At 63.1% G+C, this 18637-nt stretch carries 14 protein-coding genes; 10 read left to right on the top strand and 4 right to left on the bottom strand.

Annotation, left to right across the window (positions count from 1 at the left end):
- Positions 1-20: 20 nt before the first annotated feature.
- The 3 genes from DBR46_RS11800 to DBR46_RS11790 are packed head-to-tail and all read left to right on the top strand — an operon-like array spanning position 21 to position 2869.
- The gene (locus DBR46_RS11800) at positions 21-1109 is read left to right on the top strand and encodes a polyamine ABC transporter substrate-binding protein (RefSeq protein WP_124526337.1); all 1089 of its coding nucleotides are present in this window, start codon (positions 21-23) and stop codon (positions 1107-1109) included.
- Positions 1106-2401 (top strand): FAD-binding oxidoreductase, encoded by a 1296-nt coding sequence (locus DBR46_RS11795; RefSeq protein WP_124526336.1) that lies wholly within the window; start codon positions 1106-1108, stop codon positions 2399-2401. The genes DBR46_RS11800 and DBR46_RS11795 overlap by 4 nt, the downstream gene beginning before the upstream one ends.
- A 57-nt stretch (positions 2402-2458) precedes the next feature.
- Positions 2459-2869 carry an SRPBCC family protein gene (locus DBR46_RS11790; RefSeq protein WP_124526335.1) on the top strand — a complete coding sequence of 137 codons (411 nt, stop codon included), beginning with the start codon at positions 2459-2461 and terminating at the stop codon, positions 2867-2869.
- Between the two features lie 136 nt (positions 2870-3005).
- Here DBR46_RS11790 and DBR46_RS11785 read toward each other — a convergent pair whose 3' ends face one another.
- Both DBR46_RS11785 and DBR46_RS11780 read right to left on the bottom strand, forming a co-directional pair.
- Positions 3006-4397, bottom strand: a complete 1392-nt coding sequence (locus tag DBR46_RS11785) for a HAMP domain-containing sensor histidine kinase (RefSeq protein ID WP_124526334.1) — start codon at positions 4395-4397, stop codon at positions 3006-3008.
- On the bottom strand, positions 4375-5058 hold the full coding sequence (locus tag DBR46_RS11780; protein ID WP_003219726.1) for a response regulator transcription factor: 684 nt from the start codon (positions 5056-5058) through the stop codon (positions 4375-4377). The genes DBR46_RS11785 and DBR46_RS11780 overlap by 23 nt, the downstream gene beginning before the upstream one ends.
- Positions 5059-5469: 411 nt before the next feature.
- Here DBR46_RS11780 and DBR46_RS11775 point away from each other — a divergent pair, with 411 nt between their 5' ends.
- Complete coding sequence (locus DBR46_RS11775) at positions 5470-6354, top strand: hypothetical protein (protein ID WP_124526333.1); 885 nt, start codon at positions 5470-5472, stop codon at positions 6352-6354.
- A gap of 147 nt (positions 6355-6501) precedes the next feature.
- On the opposite strand, the gene DBR46_RS11770 is transcribed toward DBR46_RS11775, so the two are convergent.
- Positions 6502-7740, bottom strand: coding sequence for a multidrug effflux MFS transporter (locus DBR46_RS11770; RefSeq protein WP_124526332.1), 1239 nt, complete (start codon positions 7738-7740; stop codon positions 6502-6504).
- A 92-nt stretch (positions 7741-7832) separates the two neighbouring features.
- Between DBR46_RS11770 and DBR46_RS11765 the strand changes: the two genes are divergently transcribed.
- The 5 genes from DBR46_RS11765 (at position 7833) to DBR46_RS11745 (ending at position 15265) form a co-directional block, all read left to right on the top strand.
- The gene (locus tag DBR46_RS11765) at positions 7833-9254 is read left to right on the top strand and encodes a PLP-dependent aminotransferase family protein (RefSeq protein WP_124526331.1); all 1422 of its coding nucleotides are present in this window, start codon (positions 7833-7835) and stop codon (positions 9252-9254) included.
- Positions 9255-9280: 26 nt separating this feature from the next.
- Positions 9281-9619 (top strand): hypothetical protein, encoded by a 339-nt coding sequence (locus tag DBR46_RS11760; protein WP_124526330.1) that lies wholly within the window; start codon positions 9281-9283, stop codon positions 9617-9619.
- Between the two features lie 96 nt (positions 9620-9715).
- Positions 9716-10954: a TolC family protein gene (locus tag DBR46_RS11755; RefSeq protein ID WP_124526329.1), complete on the top strand. Its 1239-nt coding sequence runs from the start codon at positions 9716-9718 to the stop codon at positions 10952-10954.
- Positions 10947-12158 carry an efflux RND transporter periplasmic adaptor subunit gene (locus DBR46_RS11750; protein WP_124526328.1) on the top strand — a complete coding sequence of 404 codons (1212 nt, stop codon included), beginning with the start codon at positions 10947-10949 and terminating at the stop codon, positions 12156-12158. Before DBR46_RS11755 ends, DBR46_RS11750 begins: the two co-directional genes overlap by 8 nt.
- Positions 12155-15265, top strand: a complete 3111-nt coding sequence (locus tag DBR46_RS11745) for an efflux RND transporter permease subunit (protein ID WP_124526327.1) — start codon at positions 12155-12157, stop codon at positions 15263-15265. The genes DBR46_RS11750 and DBR46_RS11745 overlap by 4 nt, the downstream gene beginning before the upstream one ends.
- A 118-nt stretch (positions 15266-15383) precedes the next feature.
- On the opposite strand, the gene DBR46_RS11735 is transcribed toward DBR46_RS11745, so the two are convergent.
- Positions 15384-16292: a MurR/RpiR family transcriptional regulator gene (locus tag DBR46_RS11735; protein WP_124526326.1), complete on the bottom strand. Its 909-nt coding sequence runs from the start codon at positions 16290-16292 to the stop codon at positions 15384-15386.
- Between the two features lie 284 nt (positions 16293-16576).
- Here DBR46_RS11735 and iolC point away from each other — a divergent pair, with 284 nt between their 5' ends.
- Entirely contained in the window at positions 16577-18514 is a 1938-nt protein-coding gene (iolC, locus tag DBR46_RS11730) for a 5-dehydro-2-deoxygluconokinase (RefSeq protein ID WP_124526325.1), read from the top strand.
- The last annotated feature ends 123 nt before the right edge of the window (positions 18515-18637 follow it).

The raw sequence follows: 18637 nt of genomic DNA, 5'->3' as shown, positions 1-18637 counted from the left end.
TCCATAAAAGGGGTGTCGATATGCGTCTTGTGCACAAGCTTCTCCCGCTGGCCCTGGTGGCCGCCTTCAGCAGCACCAGTCAGGCGGCGCCGACGGTCAGCATCTACAACTGGACCGACTACATCGGCGAAACCACCTTGACGGATTTCCAGGCCAAGACCGGGATCAAGCCGATCTACGACGTGTTCGACTCCAATGAAACCCTGGAGGGCAAGCTGCTCGCCGGGCGCACCGGGTATGACGTGGTGGTGCCGTCCAACCACTTCCTCGCGCGCCAGGTGAAGGCTGGCGCGTTCCTCAAGCTGGACCGGGCGCAACTGCCGAACTTCAAGAACCTCGACCCCAAATTGCTCGCGCTGCTGGAGAAAAACGACCCGGGCAACGCCCACTCCGTGCCTTATTTGTGGGGCACCAACGGCATCGGCTACAACGTCGACAAGGTCAAGCAGGTGCTGGGCATCGACCATATCGACTCGTGGGCGGTGCTGTTTGAACCGGAGAACATCAAGAAGCTCAACCAGTGCGGCGTGGCCTTCCTCGATTCGGCGGATGAGCTGTTCCCGGCGATCCTCAACTACATGGGCAAGGACCCGCGCAGCGAGAACGCCGAGGACTACAAGCAGGCCGAGGCCAAGCTGCTGACGCTGCGGCCGTATATCACCTACTTCCATTCCTCCAAGTACATCTCGGACCTGGCCAACGGTGATATCTGCGTGGCCTTCGGTTATTCCGGCGATGTGTTCCAGGCGGCCAACCGTGCCAAGGAAGCCAAGAACGGCGTGAATATTGCGTATTCGATTCCCAAGGAGGGCTCCAACCTGTGGTTTGACCTGCTGGCCATTCCTGCCGACGCGAGCAACCCGAAACAAGCCCACGCCTTCATCAACTACCTGCTCGACCCTGAGGTGATCGCCAAGGTCAGCGCCTCGGTGGGCTACGCCAACGCCAACCCGGCGGCCAAGGCCTTTATGGACCCGGAGCTGGTGAACAATCCCGAGGTGTACCCGTCCCAGGAAGTGCTCGACAAACTCTATATTTCCACCACGCCGACCCCGGCGACCATGCGCCTGATGACCCGCGCCTGGAGCAAAGTGAAGACCAACAAATGATGCAGTCCAGTGACCACGCCCAGTCGTACTACCGCGCTTCGGCGCATGCCATGCCCGAGCGCCAGGCGTTGGGCGGTGACCTGAGCGCCGATGTGTGTGTGATCGGCGGTGGTTTCACCGGTGTGAACACCGCCATCGAACTGGCCCAACGCGGGCTTTCGGTGATCCTGCTGGAGGCCCGGCGCATTGGCTGGGGCGCCAGCGGGCGCAATGGCGGTCAGTTGATTCGCGGCATCGGTCACGATGTGTCGGGGTTCGCCAAACATGTGGGCGAGGAGGGCGTGCGCTACCTGGAGCGGGCCGGGATCGAGTCGGTGGCGCTGGTGGGGGAGCGTATCCGCGCGCACGGCATCGACTGCGACTTGCGCTGGGGCTTTTGTGAACTGGCGAATACGCCGGCGCAATTCGCTGCGTTCAAGGGGGAGCAGGAGCATCTGGCGGCAATGGGATATGCCCATGAAACCCGCCTCGTCGGCGCGAAGGATATGTCCCAGGTGGTCGGCTCAGCAGTGTATGCCGGAGGCCTGGTGGACATGGGCTCCGGGCATCTGCATCCGCTGAACCTGGTGCTGGGGGAAGCGCAGGTGGCCGAGTCCCTTGGCGTGCGGATTTTCGAGCACACTGAAGTGCTGGAACTGATCCACGGCGACACGGTGCAGGTGCGCTGTGCCGGCGGCACCGTACGCGCCAACAGCCTGGTGCTGGCGTGCAATGCGCACCTCGAAGAACTGGAACCACGCTTGAGTGGCAAGGTGCTGCCAGCGGGCAGCTACATCATCGCCACCGAGCCGTTGTCGCAAGCGTTGGCGAATGAACTGATCCCACAGAACCTGGCGTTGTGCGACCAGAAAGTCGGCCTGGATTACTACCGCCTGTCCGCTGATCGACGTTTGCTGTTCGGCGGCGCTTGTCACTATTCAGGGCGTGATCCGGTCGATATCGCCGCGTATATGCAGCCGAAAATGCTCAAGGTATTCCCGCAATTGGCAGGCACCGAAATCGCGTTCCAGTGGGGCGGCAAGATTGGCATCACCGCCAACCGTTTCCCCCAGGTGGGGCGCTTGCAGCAGTACCCCAACGTGTTCTACGCCCAGGGTTACTCGGGCCATGGCTTGAACGTGACCCATTGGTGCGCACGCCTGTTGGCCGAGGCGATTGATGCCGGGCAGAGCCAGGGGTTGGACGTTTTCAGCCAGGTGCCGCACATGACGTTTCCCGGCGGCAAGGTGTTGCGTTCGCCGCTGCTGGCGTTGGGCATGTTGTGGTATCGGTTGCGGGAGTTGATGCATTGAAGCGCCGGGCGTGGCAGGCTGGGCGACGTTTTCCTACGACTTTTTTGGAGATTTACCGTGCCAACAGCATCCGCAGTAATTGAAATCCCGGTATCCGCTGACAAGGTCTGGGCATTGGTTGGCGGCTTCAACGACTTGCCGAAATGGCTGCCACTGATCGCCAAGAGCGAACCGAGTGAAGGCGGCCGCCTGCGTCACCTGACGACCGCCGACGGTGGCGAGATCGTGGAGCGGTTGCAGACCTTTGATAATGTGGCGCGCACCTACAGCTACACCATTGAGCAATCGCCGTTTCCGGTGAGTGCCTACCTGGCGACGTTGCAGGTTGAAGCGTTGAGCGATGCGTCGGCGAAGGTGACCTGGTCGGGTGTGTTCACGCCGGTGGAGGGTGTGACGGATGCGGCGGTGGAAGAGCTGTTTGCCGGCGTCTATAAAGGTGGGGTTGAGGCGTTGCGGGCGAACTTTTGACCTGATCTAACCGGCGCTGCAAGTCCAATGTGGGAGCGGGCTTGCTCGCGAATGCGGTGTGTCAGTCAACATATCTGTTACTGATAGACCGCATTCGCGAGCAAGCCCGCTCCCACAGGGTTTTGTGGTGACTGGATTACTCGGGCATCAGCTGCTGCCGGCACTCCAGCACCAACCGCGCACCACCGCTCTCACTGCTGCCCACTTCCAGCTTGAACCCGTGCAAGTTGATGATCGCCGCGACAATCGACAAGCCCAAGCCAAACCCGCCTTGCTGGTCGTTTTCATCCACACGATAGAAGCGCTGGAACACCGCGTTGCGTTCGGCAATCGGGATGCCCGGCCCGGAGTCGTGCACTTCGATGCGCGTGCTGCCGGCGTCGTTCACGGCCCGCAGGATCACTTCGCCACCCGCCGGGGAGAACTTGATCGAGTTGCTCAGCAGGTTGGCCAGGGCCTCGAACAACAGGGCGCGGTCGCCGGTGATCCAGGGCAGGGATTCCGGGGTGTCGAGCACCAGTTGCAGCTCGCCTTCTTCGGCCAGCGGCAGGTAGAAGTCATGCAGTTCGCGCAGCAGCGGCAGCGGGTCCATCACCAGGAAGCCCGAGCGGCGCTGGTGGTCTTCCAGCTCCGAGATGCGCAGCAAGCCGCGAAAGCGCGCCATCAGGGTGTCGGTTTCTGTAATCGCATCGTCCAGCTTGACCGCGTAGTTGGAGTCCTGCTCGGCCTCTTGGCGGATGCGATAGAGCTGTGCACGCAGGCGGGTCAGCGGGGTGCGCAGGTCGTGGGCGATGTTGTCGCACACGCCCTTGACCTCGTTCATCAGCTTTTCGATGCGGTCGAGCATGGCGTTGACGATGGCGGCGAGCATGTCCAGTTCATCACGCCGATTCGACAGCGGCAGGCGGTGGGTCAGGTCTCCGGCGACGATGGCCTCGGCGCTGGCTTGAATACCGCGAATGCGCCGCAGCGGGCGGCGGCGCAGCAAGTGCCAGCCGGCGGCGCCGGGGATGATGGTCAACGACAGCGCCCACAGCAGCGCATGCCAGATGATCCGGGTCACGCCAAACAGCGAACCGTTGGCGCGCACCAGCACCAGCCAGCGGCCGTCGTCGGTATGGGTGGCCACGGCGTCGCAGCTGTCCTTGGGCAGTTTGGGGTCGTCGGAATCCACGCAGTTGGCCAGGGCGTGGATCTTGCCGTCCAGCGGCAAGTCGGGCGGCACGGCACGGATCGGCCCGCTCAGCGGGTTGAATTGCTCGTCGAACAAGCCGTAGGCGTCCACGCCCTTCATGTCGAAGGTCATGCTGGTGGTCAGCGCTTCCACCAGTTCCTCGCCGTCGAAGCGCTGGAACAGGTGCTGGCGCTGCATCAAGGAATGGCGCGAGAGGTCGCCCAGGTAACCGGACACCTCGTAATACAGCACCCCCATGAGGATGCAGCTCCAGGCCACGAACAGCGAACTGTACAGCGCCAACAAGCGGCTGCTGGAGGAACGCCAGCCCTTAGAGGGGTTCAGCAATGACATAACCGGAACCTCGTACCGTGCGGATCAGCGGCGTGAGGCCCGGTGGATCGATTTTCTTGCGCAGGCGACCGATGTGCACGTCGATCAGGTTGGTGCCGGGGTCGAAGTGGTAACCCCAGACTTCCTCGAAGATCATCATCCGCGAGAGGATCTGCCCGGTGTTGCGCATCAGGAATTCCAGCAGCTTGTATTCGGTGGGCAGCAGGCTCAGCGGTTGCTCGGCACGGCTGGCTTCGCGGCTGATCAGGTTGAGTTCCAGGTCGGCCACGCGCAGGGCGGTTTCGAATTCCTTGACGGTGCTTTTACGCCGCAGCAGTACTTCGACGCGGGCGGCCATTTCGTCGGAGGCGAAGGGTTTGGTCAGGTAGTCATCACCCCCGGCGCGCAGGCCGCGTACCCGTTCGTCCACATCGGAGAGGGCGCTGATCATCAGGATCGGTGTCGACACGCCGATGGTGCGCAAGGTGGTGACGATGGCCAGGCCATCGAGTTCCGGCAGCATGCGGTCGAGGGTGATCAGGTCGTAATCGCCGCTCACGGCGCGGACCAGGCCTTCGCGGCCGTTGTCTACCCAATCTACGTCCAGTCCATGGCTACTCAGCTCGGCGACGATCTCGCGGGCTGTTACGGCATCATCCTCGATGGTCAAAATGCGGGTCATAGGATTACCTGGTGAGCGATTCACACTAGAAGTGGGGGCATTTTGCCAAGAAATGCCTGAACGCTTCCTAAATTAAACTTCATGTTGGCAGAACCACCAGAATTTCTACTGGCTGGCTGGGTCAATGTGGGAGCGGGCTTGCTCGCGAAAGCGGTTTGCCTGCCAGCACATCTGTTACAGATGGACCGCATTCGCGAGCAAGCCCGCTCCCACACTGACCGAGTTCGGCTGGAGGTTGCATAACGCCTGCCCGGAAGAGGTTGTTCTTGCAAGTTGCATGGTCCTAGGAAGTTCAAGTTATTTAACTTGTTGAAAGTAATGAATATTTAATTTTCAGGCGACTGGCATGGTGCCTGCACTGTCCCTTCCGAGACATGTAACACCATTTTTCCTGCCGGGAGCAAAACAACAATGATCACATCCTCATCCACGCTGCAAGAATCGAGCACGCGCTCCGGGGTTTCCTGGGGCGCGATCTTTGCCGGGGCCGCTGCTGCGGCGGCCCTGTCCCTGATCCTCGTACTGCTGGGCTTCGGCCTGGGCTTTTCGGCGGTGTCGCCGTGGGCCGACAGCGGTATCAGTGCCAAGGGACTGGGCATTTCCACGATTATCTGGCTGGCCTTTACCCAGATCGTCGCGTCGGGCCTGGGCGGTTACATCGCCGGCCGGTTGCGGGTGAAGTGGGCCAATATGCATGGCGATGAGGTGTACTTCCGCGATACCGCCCATGGCTTCCTGTCTTGGGCCGTCGCTACGCTGGTGGCGGCAACCTTGATCGTCGGCTCCGTCAGCAGTGTTGTCGGCGGTGGCGTGAAAGCCGGTGCCAGCGTGGCCTCGGGTGTGACCCAGGCGGTCGGTACGGCGGTGAAGGGCGACGACTTCGGCTACTACGTCGACAGCCTGTTCCGCGACGACCGCCCAGTGGCCGTCAGCGATGACGCCGCCCACGGCGTGGTTGCCCGCATCTTTGCGCGCACCCTGAGCAACGATGGCCAGCTCGCCGCCGAAGACCGTGCCTACCTGGCCCAGTTGATCAGCCAGCGCACCAACCTCAGCCAGGCGGATGCCGAGGCGCGGATCGACAAGGTGTATGGCGATGCCCGTAAAGCGATCGAGGATGCCAAGCTCAAAGCCAAGCAGGCGGCGGATACTGCTGCGAAGGTGGCTGCCTATACCTCGCTGTGGACCTTCATTGCCCTGCTGATCGGCGCGTTCTTTGCCAGCTTCGCTGCCACCTACGGCGGTCGCCGTCGCGATGCCGTGGTGTATGTCGAAACCGAACACTTTGTCCGTTAATTCAAGGAGAACATCATGCGCTCGATACTGCTTTTTTTCCTCGGTGTACCTATCCCGGTGATTATCCTGATTGCCATCTTCATGCACTAAACCTGAGCCTGGCTCGGTCCCCCCTGTGGGAGCGGGCTTGCTCGCGAAGGCGGCGTGTCAGCCACCGGATGCATCGACTGACACTGCGCTTTCGCGAGCAAGCCCGCTCCCACATTGGGTTTTGTGCAGTGTCAGCCAACTGGTCACCAGTAGCACCGTTGCCATGCAGGTCATGACGACCAAGGGGCCAGATGTACCATCGGACAACAACCCCGTCGCCCAACTACTCACCGCCGTCAAAAACATCTGAGTAAAAAAGAACAACCCCGACGCCGTCCCGGCAATCGCGCCGTAAGGCTGCAACACCGCCAGCTGACAGGCTGGAATCACCATCCCTACCGACACCATGATCACCACCATCGGCAACACGATCGCCAGCCATTCACCCGGCAACACGGTGGTTGCTGCCGCGAGCATCAGGCTGCCCAGCACATTCAACGCGATGGCACCTGCAATCAAGCGATCCGGCTCGAACCGCTGCACCAGCCGGCGAAACAGATTCGCGCCCAGCATGTAGCCGCTGATGGTTGCTGCAAACACCAGGGCGTAGGCGGTGGCAGACAGGCCGTAGCCCCGCTGCAACAACGCCGACGACTCTGCAATGAACGGGAAATACGTGCTGTACACGCAGCCGATGGCCAGGGAATAGCGCAGGAAATATCGGTCGCGCAGGAGCTGGCTGTAGATGCGCAACAGGTTGCTCGGCGGCGCGGCGGCGACCTCTGGCGGACGGGTCTCGGGCAGGCGGCGAAACACCACCAGGCACAGCACGGCGCCAATCACCCCCAACAGCACAAACAGGCCGCGCCAGTTGATGAGCGGCAGCATCAGGCTACCCAGCACCGGCGCGGCCATGGGGGACACGGCCATGGCCATGGAGATCAGCCCCAGCAAGCGCGCCTGCTCGTGACGGTCAAAGTAGTCGCGCACAATCACGCGGCCGATCACGGTGGTGCAGCAACCACCGAGGGCCTGGAACAACCGGGCGATGATCAGCACCGTGAGGCTGTCGGCCAGGGCGCAGGCCACAGTCGCCAAGACATACAACAGCAGGCCGGCCAGCAATACCGGGCGGCGGCCGAAGCGGTCGGTGAGCGGGCCGGCCACGAGCAGGGAAATTGCCGAGCCGAGGGTGTACAGGGTCAGGGTCAGTTGCAGTTGGCTGTCGCTGCTGTGGAAGTAGTCGGCCATGGCCGGCAGGGCGGGCAGGTGCATGTCCAGGGTGATGCGCGGCAGGGCGATCAGCACGGTCAGCAGCACCAGCCAGAACCCGGTGGAAAGGGCGCGTTGGGTCATGGGAAGTTTCTTCGCAAGGGGTAGGGCTCAAACTCTAGCGGCATTGTGGTTTAATCCTGAGAGCCACTTACGGCTGAACTGACTGGACCACTATGAGCCGCGGAAAAGCTGCATCTGCCCTGGACCTGCCGCGCCCCGACAGCCTGGACGCCGGGAAGCAGCAGGGCGCCTACGACGCTCTGCGCGCGGCCATCCTCAATCGGCAGTTGCCGGCCGACAGCCGCTTGCCGTCCACCCGCAGCCTGGCGCAGCGTTGGCTGGTGTCCCGTGGCACGTTGGAAGCGGCCTTTGATCGGTTGCACAGCGAAGGCTACGTGCAGCGGCTGGCCGGCTCTGGCACACGGGTGTGTGCGGTGATCCCCGAGCAATTTATTGCAGCCCCCGTGGCGAGTGCCGCGCCGCGCCGCGAGGCGGTGCCCGATCAACCGGACGCAGGCGTGCAAAGCCATGTGCCCTTTGTGGCCCGGCGCCCGGATGCCAGCCTGTTCGATTTGAAGAGCTGGGCCCGCTGTATTTCCCGTGGCTTGCAGGCGGTGGGCCCGGGCGTGCTCGAAGCGGCCCATTCCGCTGGCTTGCCTGAGCTGCGCGCAGAGATCGCCGACTACTTGCGCAGCTTTCGCGGCATGCAGTGCGAGGCGGATGAAGTGATTGTCACCAGTGGCATCCGCCATGCCCTCGACCTGATTGCGCGCACGGTGCTAAAACCCGGTGACACTGCGTGTGTGGAAGACCCCGGTTATCCGCCGGCGCGACGCTTGTTCGCGCTGGCGGGGGCAAACATCCATGGCGTCGCGGTGACCGCCGAGGGCCTGGATACCGTACAACTGCCCGACACTGCACGCCTAGCCTACGTCACGCCCGCTCACCAGGCACCGCTGGGCATGACCCTGACGGTGTCACGCCGTCTGGCGCTGCTGGACTGGGCTGCCCGCGCCGACGCCTGGGTGGTCGAGGACGACTACGACAGCGAATACAACTACAACAGCGCTCCCCTGGCGGCGCTGAAGTCCCTGGACTCCGGTGATCGGGTGATCTACTGCGGCAGCTTCAACAAGAACCTGTTTCCCGGGCTGCGTGTGGGGTTCATGGTGGTGCCCAAGGTGCTGCGTCGACCGCTGCTGCGCACCTTGCAACTGACCGGGCACTCAGTGGGGGCTACGGATCAGTTGGGGTTGATGGAGTTTCTGCGCAGCGGTGCCTTTGTGCGCCACTTGCGCGCCTCGCGGCAGGCCTACCAGACGCGCCGCGATGCCTTGCTCGCGTGCCTGCCACGCGCCACTGTGGTCAGCGGCCAGCAGGCGGGTTTGCACTGTGTGTTGTGGTTGCCGCCCGGCGTCGCAGAGGATGATTTTTGCACCCGCGCCGCCGCCGTCGGACTGACGTTGCAGCCGTTGGGCCGGTTCTGCACGCACGTGCGCCTGCCAGCAGCGGTGATCCTCGGTTACACCGCGTTGACCCTCGCGCAGATTCGTTATCACGGGCGAGTGCTCGCGCAATTGTTAATCGCGGCTTAACCCGCGCTTGGCTAGACTCGCGCCCCATGAGCCGCCTTCTGCGTTTAATCCTGGTCTTGCTGTTAAGCCTCACGCTTCCCCTGACCGGGATGGCGGGTGTGCCGTCGAGTAGCGAACCGTGCCCGATGAAAATGACGGATATGCAGATGAACAGCGACATGTCGCCAGACTGCTGCCAGGACGGCGTTGATCATGGCAAGGCGTGCAAGCCCGGGCAGGAATGCAAGACCGGCGGTCTGTTGCAACTGTCGATGCCGGTGCTCAAGGCGCCTTTGAACCTGGCCCATCCTCTGGCCGTCCACGGCGTTTCCGATTTTATTCCTGACCGCACGCCGTCCGGCGTCTGGCGCCCACCCCGGGGCTGATTCCTGTTGCACCTCAAGCCTCATCCCCCACCCGGGATGGCCTTGCTGTGGGCTGCGTAAAGCGCCGCACAGCGCAACAGATCAGGAACTATCACCATGAATGCCCTCTATACGCGCGCCCTGATGGTGGGCGTGCTGGCGTGGCCGGCGTTGGCGAGTGCGCTGACCCTGGACGACGCCCTGCGCCTGGCGCAAATCAACGCGCCGTCGCTGGCGGCTGAGTCGGCCAAGTTGCACGCCGCCACCCAATCGGCCATTCCTGCCGGCGAATTGCCCGACCCGAAGCTGGTGGTCGGCCTGCAAAACTTCCCCATCGGCGGGCCCCATCGCGGCACGTTGTATGGCGACGACATGACCCAGCAGATGATCGGTGTCCAGCAACAAGTCCCCAGCCGCGACAAGCGCCGGGCGCGGGTCGAGTTGGCCGATGCGACCATCGAGCGCACCGCCGCCGAAGGCCGTATCGAACGCCTGAATGTACGCCAGGCCACCGCCCAGGCCTGGATCCGTGCGTATGCGGTCGAGCGTAAAGACATCCTGTTCAAGGACTTTTACCAACAGAACCGCCTGTTGCAAGACAGCGTGCGTGCGCAACTGGCCAGTGGTCGCGGCCAGGCCGCGGATGCGGTCATGCCCAGGCAGGAAGCGGCCGAGCTGGCCGGGCGCGAAGATGAGCTGATCGAGCAGCGCGCCCAGGCCCGCGCGGCCCTCAAGCGCTGGATTGGCCCGGCGGCCAATGAAGCCCCCAGCGGGCAGTTACCCAACTGGAACATCGACCGTCGCGGCCTGAGCCACAACCTGCATCAGCACCCGCAGTTGCAAGCGTTCGCGCCGCGCACCCGTGAAGCCCAAGCGCGCCTGCAGGAAGCCAAGGCGCAAAAAACCTCGGATTGGAGTTGGGAGGTGGACTATGGGCATCGCAGCCGTGAGTTCGGTGACATGGTCAACCTGCAATTCACGTTTGACCTGCCGATCTTCCCCGGCCGTCGGCAGAACCCCGGCATCGCGGCCAAGCAGGCCGAGCTGGATCAGCTGGATGCCGAGCGCGAGGCCGCCACCCGTGAGCACCTGCAAAGGCTGGACGAGGACCTGGCGACCTATCAGCGCCTGGATCGCGCGGTGCAGCGCAGCCAGGACAGCCTGGTGCCGCTGGCCGCAGAGAAAGTCGCCCTGAGCCTGGCCGGTTACCGGGCGGGCAAGGGCGATTTGATTGCGCTGGTCAATGCCCGACGGGAGCTGGTGGACGCCCGCTTTAAACAGATAGATGCCATCGAACAGCGCGCCCTGGTTGGCGCGCAGCTGCATTTCGCCTATGGGGAACCTGCCAATGAATAATCGAATCGTCGCAGCGTTGCTGCTGGTGGGGTTGGGCGTCGGTTACGGCGTGGCGCGGTTGCATCCGGGCGCCGCTGCTCCCGTCAAAGACGACAAACAGGCGTTGTACTGGTACGACCCGATGTACCCGCAGCAGAAGTTCGACCAGCCCGGCAAGTCGCCCTTCATGGACATGCAACTGGTGCCGCGGTATGCCGAAGGCCCTGCACACAGTGACGGCGTGCAGATCGATCCACGCACGACCCAGAACCTGGGCGTGCGTCTGGCGACCGTCAGCCGTGGCGTGTTGACCTCCACCGTGGACGTATCCGCTGTGCTCGCCTTCAACGACCGCGATGTGGCGGTGGTACAGGCGCGGGCCGCGGGCTTTGTCGAGCGGGTGTACGGCCTTGCAGCAGGGGATGTGCTCAAGGCCGGCGCGCCGTTGGCGGACCTGCTGATACCGGAGTGGGCGGCGGCCCAGGAGGAGTTCCTGGCCTTGCGCCGCAATGGCGACAGCAACCTCGTGGCCGCTGCCCGCCAGCGTTTGCGCCTGAGCGGCATGCCTGCCGGGTTGATCGCGCAGTTGGAGCGCAGCGGGCGCGTGCAATCGGTGTGGACTGTGCGCAGCCCGCTGGGCGGCGCGCTGCAGGCGTTGGACGTGCGTGCAGGCATGACCGTGGCGGCCGGGCAGACCCTGGCACGCATCAATGGCCTGGACGCGGTGTGGTTGCAGCTTGCGGTCCCTGAAGCTCAGGGCGCCGCACTGGCCCTGGGGCAAACCGTGCAAAGCCGCTTCGTCGGCCTGCCGGGCCAGGTATTCGATGGCCGCGTCAGCGCGATCCTGCCCGCCACAGCGCTGGACAGTCGTACTGTGCAGGTTCGCGTCCAACTGCCCAACCCCGATGGCGCCTTGCGCCCCGGCATGACCGCTCAGGTACGCCTGGCGCAGTCCTCCGAACCCGGCTTGCAGGTGCCCAGTGAGGCGTTGATCCGCACCGGTCAGCGCGTGTTGGTGATGCTGGTCGAGGAGGGCGGGCACTACCGCCCGGTGCAGGTTGAAACCGGTGCCGAAAGTCAGGACCGCACCGTGATTCTGAGCGGCTTGCAGGAAGGCCAGCAGGTGGTTGCGTCTGGCCAGTTTCTGCTGGATTCCGAAGCCAGCCTCAAGGGCGTGACCGCCGCCGAAGCCGCGATGAGCAGGCTGCCGGGGGCCCAACCATGATTGCCCTATTGATTCGTTGGTCGGTAGCCAACCGCTTCCTGGTGCTGGTGGCCACGTTGTTCGTCACGGCCTGGGGCGTCTGGGCGGTACAGAACACGCCGGTGGATGCGCTGCCGGACTTGTCGGATGTGCAGGTGATCATCCGCACGCCGTACCCGGGCCAGGCGCCGCAAATTGTTGAAAACCAGGTCACCTATCCGATGACCACCACCATGCTTTCGGTGCCGGGGGCCAAGACGGTACGCGGTTTTTCATTCTTCGGTGACAGCTACGTCTATGTACTGTTCGAGGAAGGCACCGACCTGTACTGGGCCCGCTCGCGGGTGCTGGAATACCTCAGCCAATTGCAGGCGCGGCTGCCCGCGTCGGCCAAACCGGCATTGGGCCCGGACGCTACCGGTGTCGGCTGGATCTATCAGTATGCCCTGGTGGACCGCAGCGGCCGGCACGACGTGGCGCAATTGCGCGCCTTGCAGGACTGGTTCCTCAAGTTCGAACTCAAGACCCTGCCCAATGTGGCGGAGGTCGCCACCCTCGGCGGCCAGGTCAAACAGTACCAGGTGCAACTCGACCCGCTGGCCCTGGCCAGTCGCGGTATCACCCAAGCGCAGGTCAAGGAGGCCATCGCCAAGGCCAACCAGGAAACCGGTGGTTCGGTGCTCAGCATGGGCGAGTCCGAGTACATGGTGCGCGCGTCCGGCTACCTGAAAAGCCTCAGCGATTTTCGCGCGATACCGCTGCGCCTCGACGCCAATAACGTGCCGGTGACCCTGGGTGATGTGGCGACGATCCAGTTGGGCCCCGATTTGCGGCGGGGCGTCAGTGAACTGGACGGTGAGGGCGAAGCAGTGGGCGGCGTGGTCATCCTGCGCAGCGGCAAGAATGCCCGCGAAGCCATCGCCGCCGTGAAGACCAAACTGGAGGCGCTGAAAAGCAGCCTGCCAGCGGACGTGGAGATCGTCACCACCTACGACCGCAGCCAGCTGATCGACCGCGCGGTGGACAACCTCAGCCTCAAGCTGTTGGAGGAGTTTCTGGTGGTGGCGCTGGTGTGCGGGATTTTCCTGTGGCATGTGCGCTCATCACTGGTGGCGATCATTTCGCTGCCGGTCGGGGTGCTGATTGCGTTTATCGTCATGCATTGGCAGGGGATCAACGCCAACATCATGTCCCTGGGCGGCATCGCGATTGCCATTGGTGCGATGGTGGATGCGGCCGTGGTGATGATTGAAAACGCCCACAAAAAGATCGAGGCCTGGCATCTCGCCAACCCCGGCCGCGAATTGAAAGGCGACGCGCACTGGGCGGTGATGACCGAAGCCGCCGTCGAGGTTGGCCCGGCGTTGTTCTTTTGCCTGTTGATCATCACGTTGTCGTTTGTTCCGGTGTTTACCTTGCAGGCCCAGGAAGGGCGGCTGTTCGGTCCGCTGGCCTACACCAAGACCTACGCCATGGCAGCCGCGGCGGGGTTGTCGGTGACCTTGATCCCGGTGTTGATGGGCTACTGGATTCGCGGGCGGGTGCCCACTGAACAACGCAACCCCCTCAATCGCGGTTTGATCAAGCTCTATCAGCCGGCGCTGGAAGCGGTGTTGCGCCGGCCGCGCCTGACGTTGCTGGTGGCGCTGCTGATGGTCGCCAGCGCGTTGTGGCCGTTGTCGAAACTGGGCGGTGAGTTCCTGCCGCCGCTGGACGAAGGTGACTTGCTCTACATGCCGTCGGCACTGCCGGGGCTATCGACGCAGACTGCGGGTGAATTGCTGCAACGTACCGACCGGCTGATCAAGAGCGTACCGGAAGTCGCCCATGTCTTCGGCAAGGCCGGTCGTGCTGAAACCGCCACCGACCCGGCGCCTTTGGAAATGTTCGAGACCACCATCGCGTTCAAGCCCAGGGATCAATGGCGCCCCGGCATGACCCCGGACAAACTGGTGAAAGAGTTGGACCGTGTGGTGCAAGTGCCCGGCCTGACCAATATCTGGATACCGCCGATCCGCAACCGTATCGACATGCTCGCCACGGGGGTAAAAAGCCCGATTGGCGTGAAGGTGGCCGGTACCAGCCTGACGCAGATCGATGCCGTCACCCAGGCCGTGGAGAAGGTCGCCAAGGGCGTGCCCGGTGTCAGCTCGGCGCTGGCCGAGCGCCTGACCGGCGGGCACTATATCGACGTGGACATCGACCGCCAGGTCGCCGCGCAATATGGGCTGAACATCGCCGATGTGCAGGCCGTGGTGTCCGGTGCCATCGGTGGCGAAACCATCGGTGAAACCGTGGAAGGCCTGGCGCGCTTCCCCATCAGCCTGCGTTACCCGAAGGCCTGGCGCGACTCAGTCACGGCACTGGGCAATTTGCCGATCTATACGCCTTCGGGCAGCCAGATCACCTTGGGCATGGTCGCCAGGATCACACTCAGCGACGGCCCGCCGATGCTCAAGAGTGAAAATGCACGGCCCTCCGGCTGGGTGTATATCGACGTGCGCGATCGCGACCTGGCGTCGGTGGTCAAGGACTTGCGCGCCGCCATTGACCAGCACGTGCATTTACAGCCGGGCATGAGCCTCGGTTATTCAGGGCAGTTCGAGTTCCTGGAACGGGCCAATCAACGCTTGAAGCTGGTGGTGCCGGCGACGCTGCTGATCATCTTTATACTGTTGTACCTGACGTTCCGTCGGGTGGACGAAGCCCTGTTGATCCTGGCGACGTTGCCGTTCGCCCTGACGGGTGGGGTGTGGTTGCTGTATTGGCTGGGGTTCAACCTGTCGGTGGCCACGGGCGTGGGCTTTATCGCGTTGGCCGGGGTGTCGGCGGAGTTCGGCGTGATCATGTTGCTTTACCTGCGAAACGCCTGGGCCGAGCGCAAAGAGGGGGATCTATTGGCGGCGATCACCGAAGGCGCGGTGATGCGGGTTCGGCCCAAGGCCATGACGGTGGCGGTGATTATTGCGGGGTTGCTGCCGATTTTGCTGGACGGTGGTACTGGCAGTGAGGTGATGAGCCGAATTGCGGCGCCGATGATTGGCGGGATGCTGACGGCGCCGTTGCTGTCACTGTTCGTCATTCCTGCGGCGTACTACCTGATGCGCCGCCGCCAAGCCAGGCACTGAGCAAAATGTGGGAGCTGGCTTGCCTGCGATAGCGGTCCAACAGTCAACGGGTTCATTGACTGGTACATCGCTATCGCGGGCAAGCCCGCTCCCACAGGGGATGTGCGGTGTCAGGGGGTCAGTCGTCGAACCCGACTTGTTCGTGAATCTCATCTACCTTCAATTCCAAGCGATACGCCACCGCAATAAACAACGCCTGGCACAAACACAACGTGGCGCTCAACGAGCGGAAGGCAAACGACGACCCCTCATTCACCAACAGCACCGCGTTCGCCCGCTTGGCCAGGGGCGACAGGTTGCTGTCGGTGATGATCAACGTCTTGGCCTGATGATGCTGGGCGATGCGCAGGCAGTGCTGGGTCTCTTTGCCGTAGGGCGTGAAGCTGATGGCGATCACCAGGTCATTGGCGCGCACGCTGCGCATCTGCTCGCGGTAGCTGCCGCCCAGGCCGGAAATCAGGTGGATACGCTTGTTGGTGTGTTGCAGGTTGTAGACCAGGTAATCGGCCACCGCGAAGGAACGGCGCACGCCGACCACGTAGATATTGTCGGCATTCACCACCAGGTCCACGGCTTTGTCGAAGGCGGCATCGTCCAGTTCCAGCCCCAGGCGCTCGATGCCGCTCAAGGTCGCGTTGACACACTCGCGCGCCAGGTCGCCGCCGCTGGCTTTCTGCGACTTGTTGGCGATCATGCTGCGGATGCGCTGCTGGTAGTTCTGCACCGGCGTGGTCTTGTGGGTATACGCCTCGCGGAACAGCGCCTGCATCTCACTGAAGCCGCTGAAGCCGAAGCGCTGGGAAAACCGCACGATGGCCGACGGGTGCACTTCGCACTCGCGGGCGATGTCGCTGATGCGGTCCACCATGATGCGGTCGCTCTGCTGGCTCATGTAGCTGGCGATGCGCTTGAGCTGGCGTGGCAGACTTTCATATTCGTCGGTGATCAGCTGCAACAGACGTTCGGCATTGATCGGAGGGCTGGCGACGGTGTCTTCCAGGGTGGTCTCGGGATCGGTGCGGGACATGGGCAATCCTTCTGGCGTGTTGTTCTGTTGCGCTGATGGGTGGCGCAAGTCTACAGGGTAGGCGCAAAAAAATACCCCGGCATCACGGCCCGCGTGGCCAGCTGAAACGATGCACGGCGGCTGGCGTGCCCCTATGCTGACGTATTGGAAAAAATATTCCACTAAAAATAATTATGGAATAAATATTGATTGCCGTCGCCGGACGTTCTAGTCTGCACCCACCAAGAGCGTTTGCCGTCGCCACGGCGGCACAACGCAGGCTGATAAAAATAACAGGAGCCAGCATGGGCCAGACTCGTTTTGCCAGTGGGCGTCAATTGGATCTGATTTGCCTCGGGCGCCTGGGCGTCGACCTCTATGCGCAGCAAGTGGGTGCGCGGCTTGAGGACGTGTCCAGCTTCGCCAAGTACCTCGGCGGTTCCTCCGCCAATATCGCCTTTGGCACCGCCCGGCTTGGCCTCAAGTCGGCGATGTTGAGCCGGGTTGGGGACGACCACATGGGTCGCTTCCTCGTCGAATCCCTGGCCCGTGAAGGCTGCGATGTCAGCGGCATCAAGGTCGACCCGGAGCGCCTCACCGCGCTGGTGCTGCTGGGCCTCAAGGACCGCGAAACCTTCCCCCTGGTGTTCTACCGCGAAAACTGCGCCGACATGGCCCTGCGCGCCGAAGACATCAACGAAGCCTTTATTGCCTCCAGCAAAGCCCTGCTGATTACCGGCACGCATTTCTCCACCGACAGCGTGTACAAGGCCAGCATCCAGGCGCTGGACTATGCGGCCAAGCACAACGTCAAGCGCGTGCTGGACATCGACTACCGCCCGGTGCTGTGGGGCCTGGCGGGCAAGGCCGACGGCGAGACACGGTTTGTTGCCGACCAGAATGTCAGCGCGCATGTGCAGACGATCCTGCCGCGTTTCGACCTGATTGTCGGTACGGAAGAAGAATTCCTCATCGCTGGCGGTAGCGAAGATTTGCTCACGGCCCTGCGCCGGGTGCGCGAACTGACGCCGGCGACTTTGGTGGTCAAGCTCGGCCCGCAGGGCTGCACGGTGATTCACGGTGCGATCCCGGCACGCTTGGAGGACGGCGCGATCTACCCCGGTGTGCGGGTGGAAGTGCTCAATGTGCTCGGCGCTGGTGATGCGTTCATGTCGGGCTTCCTCAGCGGCTGGATCAACGACGCCAGTGACGAACGTTGCAGCCAGCTAGCGAATGCCTGCGGCGGTCTTGTTGTGTCACGCCACGCCTGCGCGCCGGCCATGCCGACCCCGGCCGAGCTGGAATACCTGTTCAACAGCCCGGTGCCCATCACCCGCCCGGACCGCGACGAAACCCTGCAACGCCTGCACCGCGTGACAGTGCCGCGCAAAGCCTGGAAGCAGCTGTTCATCTTTGCCTTCGACCACCGCTGGCAACTGGTGGACCTGGCCCAGCGCGGCGGCCAGGACACCACGCGCATCAGCGCGATCAAGCAACTGTTTATCCAGGCCATCGAACGTGTGGAACGCAAGTTGAGCGAGCAGGGCGTCGAGGCCGATGTCGGCCTGCTGGCCGATCAACGCTTCGGCCAGGACGCGCTCAATGCCGCCAGCGGTCGCGACTGGTGGATCGCGCGCCCGGTGGAAGTACAGAACTCGCGCCCGCTGGCGCTGGAACACGGGCGTTCGCTGGGCAGCAACCTGATCGCCTGGCCCCAGGAACAAATCATCAAGTGCCTGGTGCAATACCACCCGGACGACGAACCGCTGCTGCGTCTTGAGCAGGAAGCCCAGCTCAAGGCGGTGTATGACGCCTCCGTGGTCAGCGGCCATGAGCTGCTGCTGGAAGTCATCCCGCCCAAGGATCACCCGTCCACCTACCCGGATGTGCTGTATCGCAGCCTCAAGCGTTTGTACAACCTGGGTATCTACCCGGCGTGGTGGAAGATCGAGGCGCAGTCGGCCGAGGACTGGAAAAAACTCGATGAATTGATCCAGGAACGCGACCCGTACTGCCGTGGCGTGGTGTTGCTGGGGCTGAACGCTTCGGCCGAATGCCTGGCCGATGGTTTCCAGCAAGCCGGCCAGAGCACGACCTGCCGGGGTTTTGCGGTGGGCCGCACGATCTTCCAGGAGCCGAGCCGTGCATGGCTGGCGGGGGAGATTGATGATGAGACGTTGATCCAGCGGGTGCAGGCGACCTTTGAACAGCTGATCAATGCCTGGCGCAGCGCCCGCGCTTAAATACAGCTCTAAATGTGGAATGCAATCAAATGTGGGAGCGGGCTTGCTCGCGAAAGCGGTGTATCAGTCACAGCATCTTTATCTGACACACCGCCTTCGCGAGCAAGCCCGCTCCCACACAAG

The sequence above is a fragment of the Pseudomonas sp. KBW05 genome (genome assembly GCF_003852405.1).
In the GTDB taxonomy this organism is placed as follows: domain Bacteria; phylum Pseudomonadota; class Gammaproteobacteria; order Pseudomonadales; family Pseudomonadaceae; genus Aquipseudomonas.
This window is presented reverse-complemented; position numbering and strand designations above follow the sequence as displayed.

Bases quoted from the DNA above. Each gene is read 5' to 3' on its own strand.
- DBR46_RS11795 (WP_124526336.1), top strand. From the start codon at position 1,106: ATGATGCAGTCCAGTGACCACGCCCAGTCGTACTACCGCGCTTCGGCG.
- iolC (WP_124526325.1), top strand. From the start codon at position 16,577: ATGGGCCAGACTCGTTTTGCCAGTGGGCGTCAATTGGATCTGATTTGC.
- DBR46_RS11745 (WP_124526327.1), top strand. From the start codon at position 12,155: ATGATTGCCCTATTGATTCGTTGGTCGGTAGCCAACCGCTTCCTGGTG.
- DBR46_RS11760 (WP_124526330.1), top strand. From the start codon at position 9,281: ATGAGCCGCCTTCTGCGTTTAATCCTGGTCTTGCTGTTAAGCCTCACG.
- DBR46_RS11755 (WP_124526329.1), top strand. From the start codon at position 9,716: ATGAATGCCCTCTATACGCGCGCCCTGATGGTGGGCGTGCTGGCGTGG.
- DBR46_RS11785 (WP_124526334.1), bottom strand. From the start codon at position 4,397: ATGTCATTGCTGAACCCCTCTAAGGGCTGGCGTTCCTCCAGCAGCCGC.
- DBR46_RS11750 (WP_124526328.1), top strand. From the start codon at position 10,947: ATGAATAATCGAATCGTCGCAGCGTTGCTGCTGGTGGGGTTGGGCGTC.
- DBR46_RS11770 (WP_124526332.1), bottom strand. From the start codon at position 7,740: ATGACCCAACGCGCCCTTTCCACCGGGTTCTGGCTGGTGCTGCTGACC.
- DBR46_RS11780 (WP_003219726.1), bottom strand. From the start codon at position 5,058: ATGACCCGCATTTTGACCATCGAGGATGATGCCGTAACAGCCCGCGAG.
- DBR46_RS11775 (WP_124526333.1), top strand. From the start codon at position 5,470: ATGATCACATCCTCATCCACGCTGCAAGAATCGAGCACGCGCTCCGGG.
- DBR46_RS11765 (WP_124526331.1), top strand. From the start codon at position 7,833: ATGAGCCGCGGAAAAGCTGCATCTGCCCTGGACCTGCCGCGCCCCGAC.
- DBR46_RS11800 (WP_124526337.1), top strand. From the start codon at position 21: ATGCGTCTTGTGCACAAGCTTCTCCCGCTGGCCCTGGTGGCCGCCTTC.
- DBR46_RS11735 (WP_124526326.1), bottom strand. From the start codon at position 16,292: ATGTCCCGCACCGATCCCGAGACCACCCTGGAAGACACCGTCGCCAGC.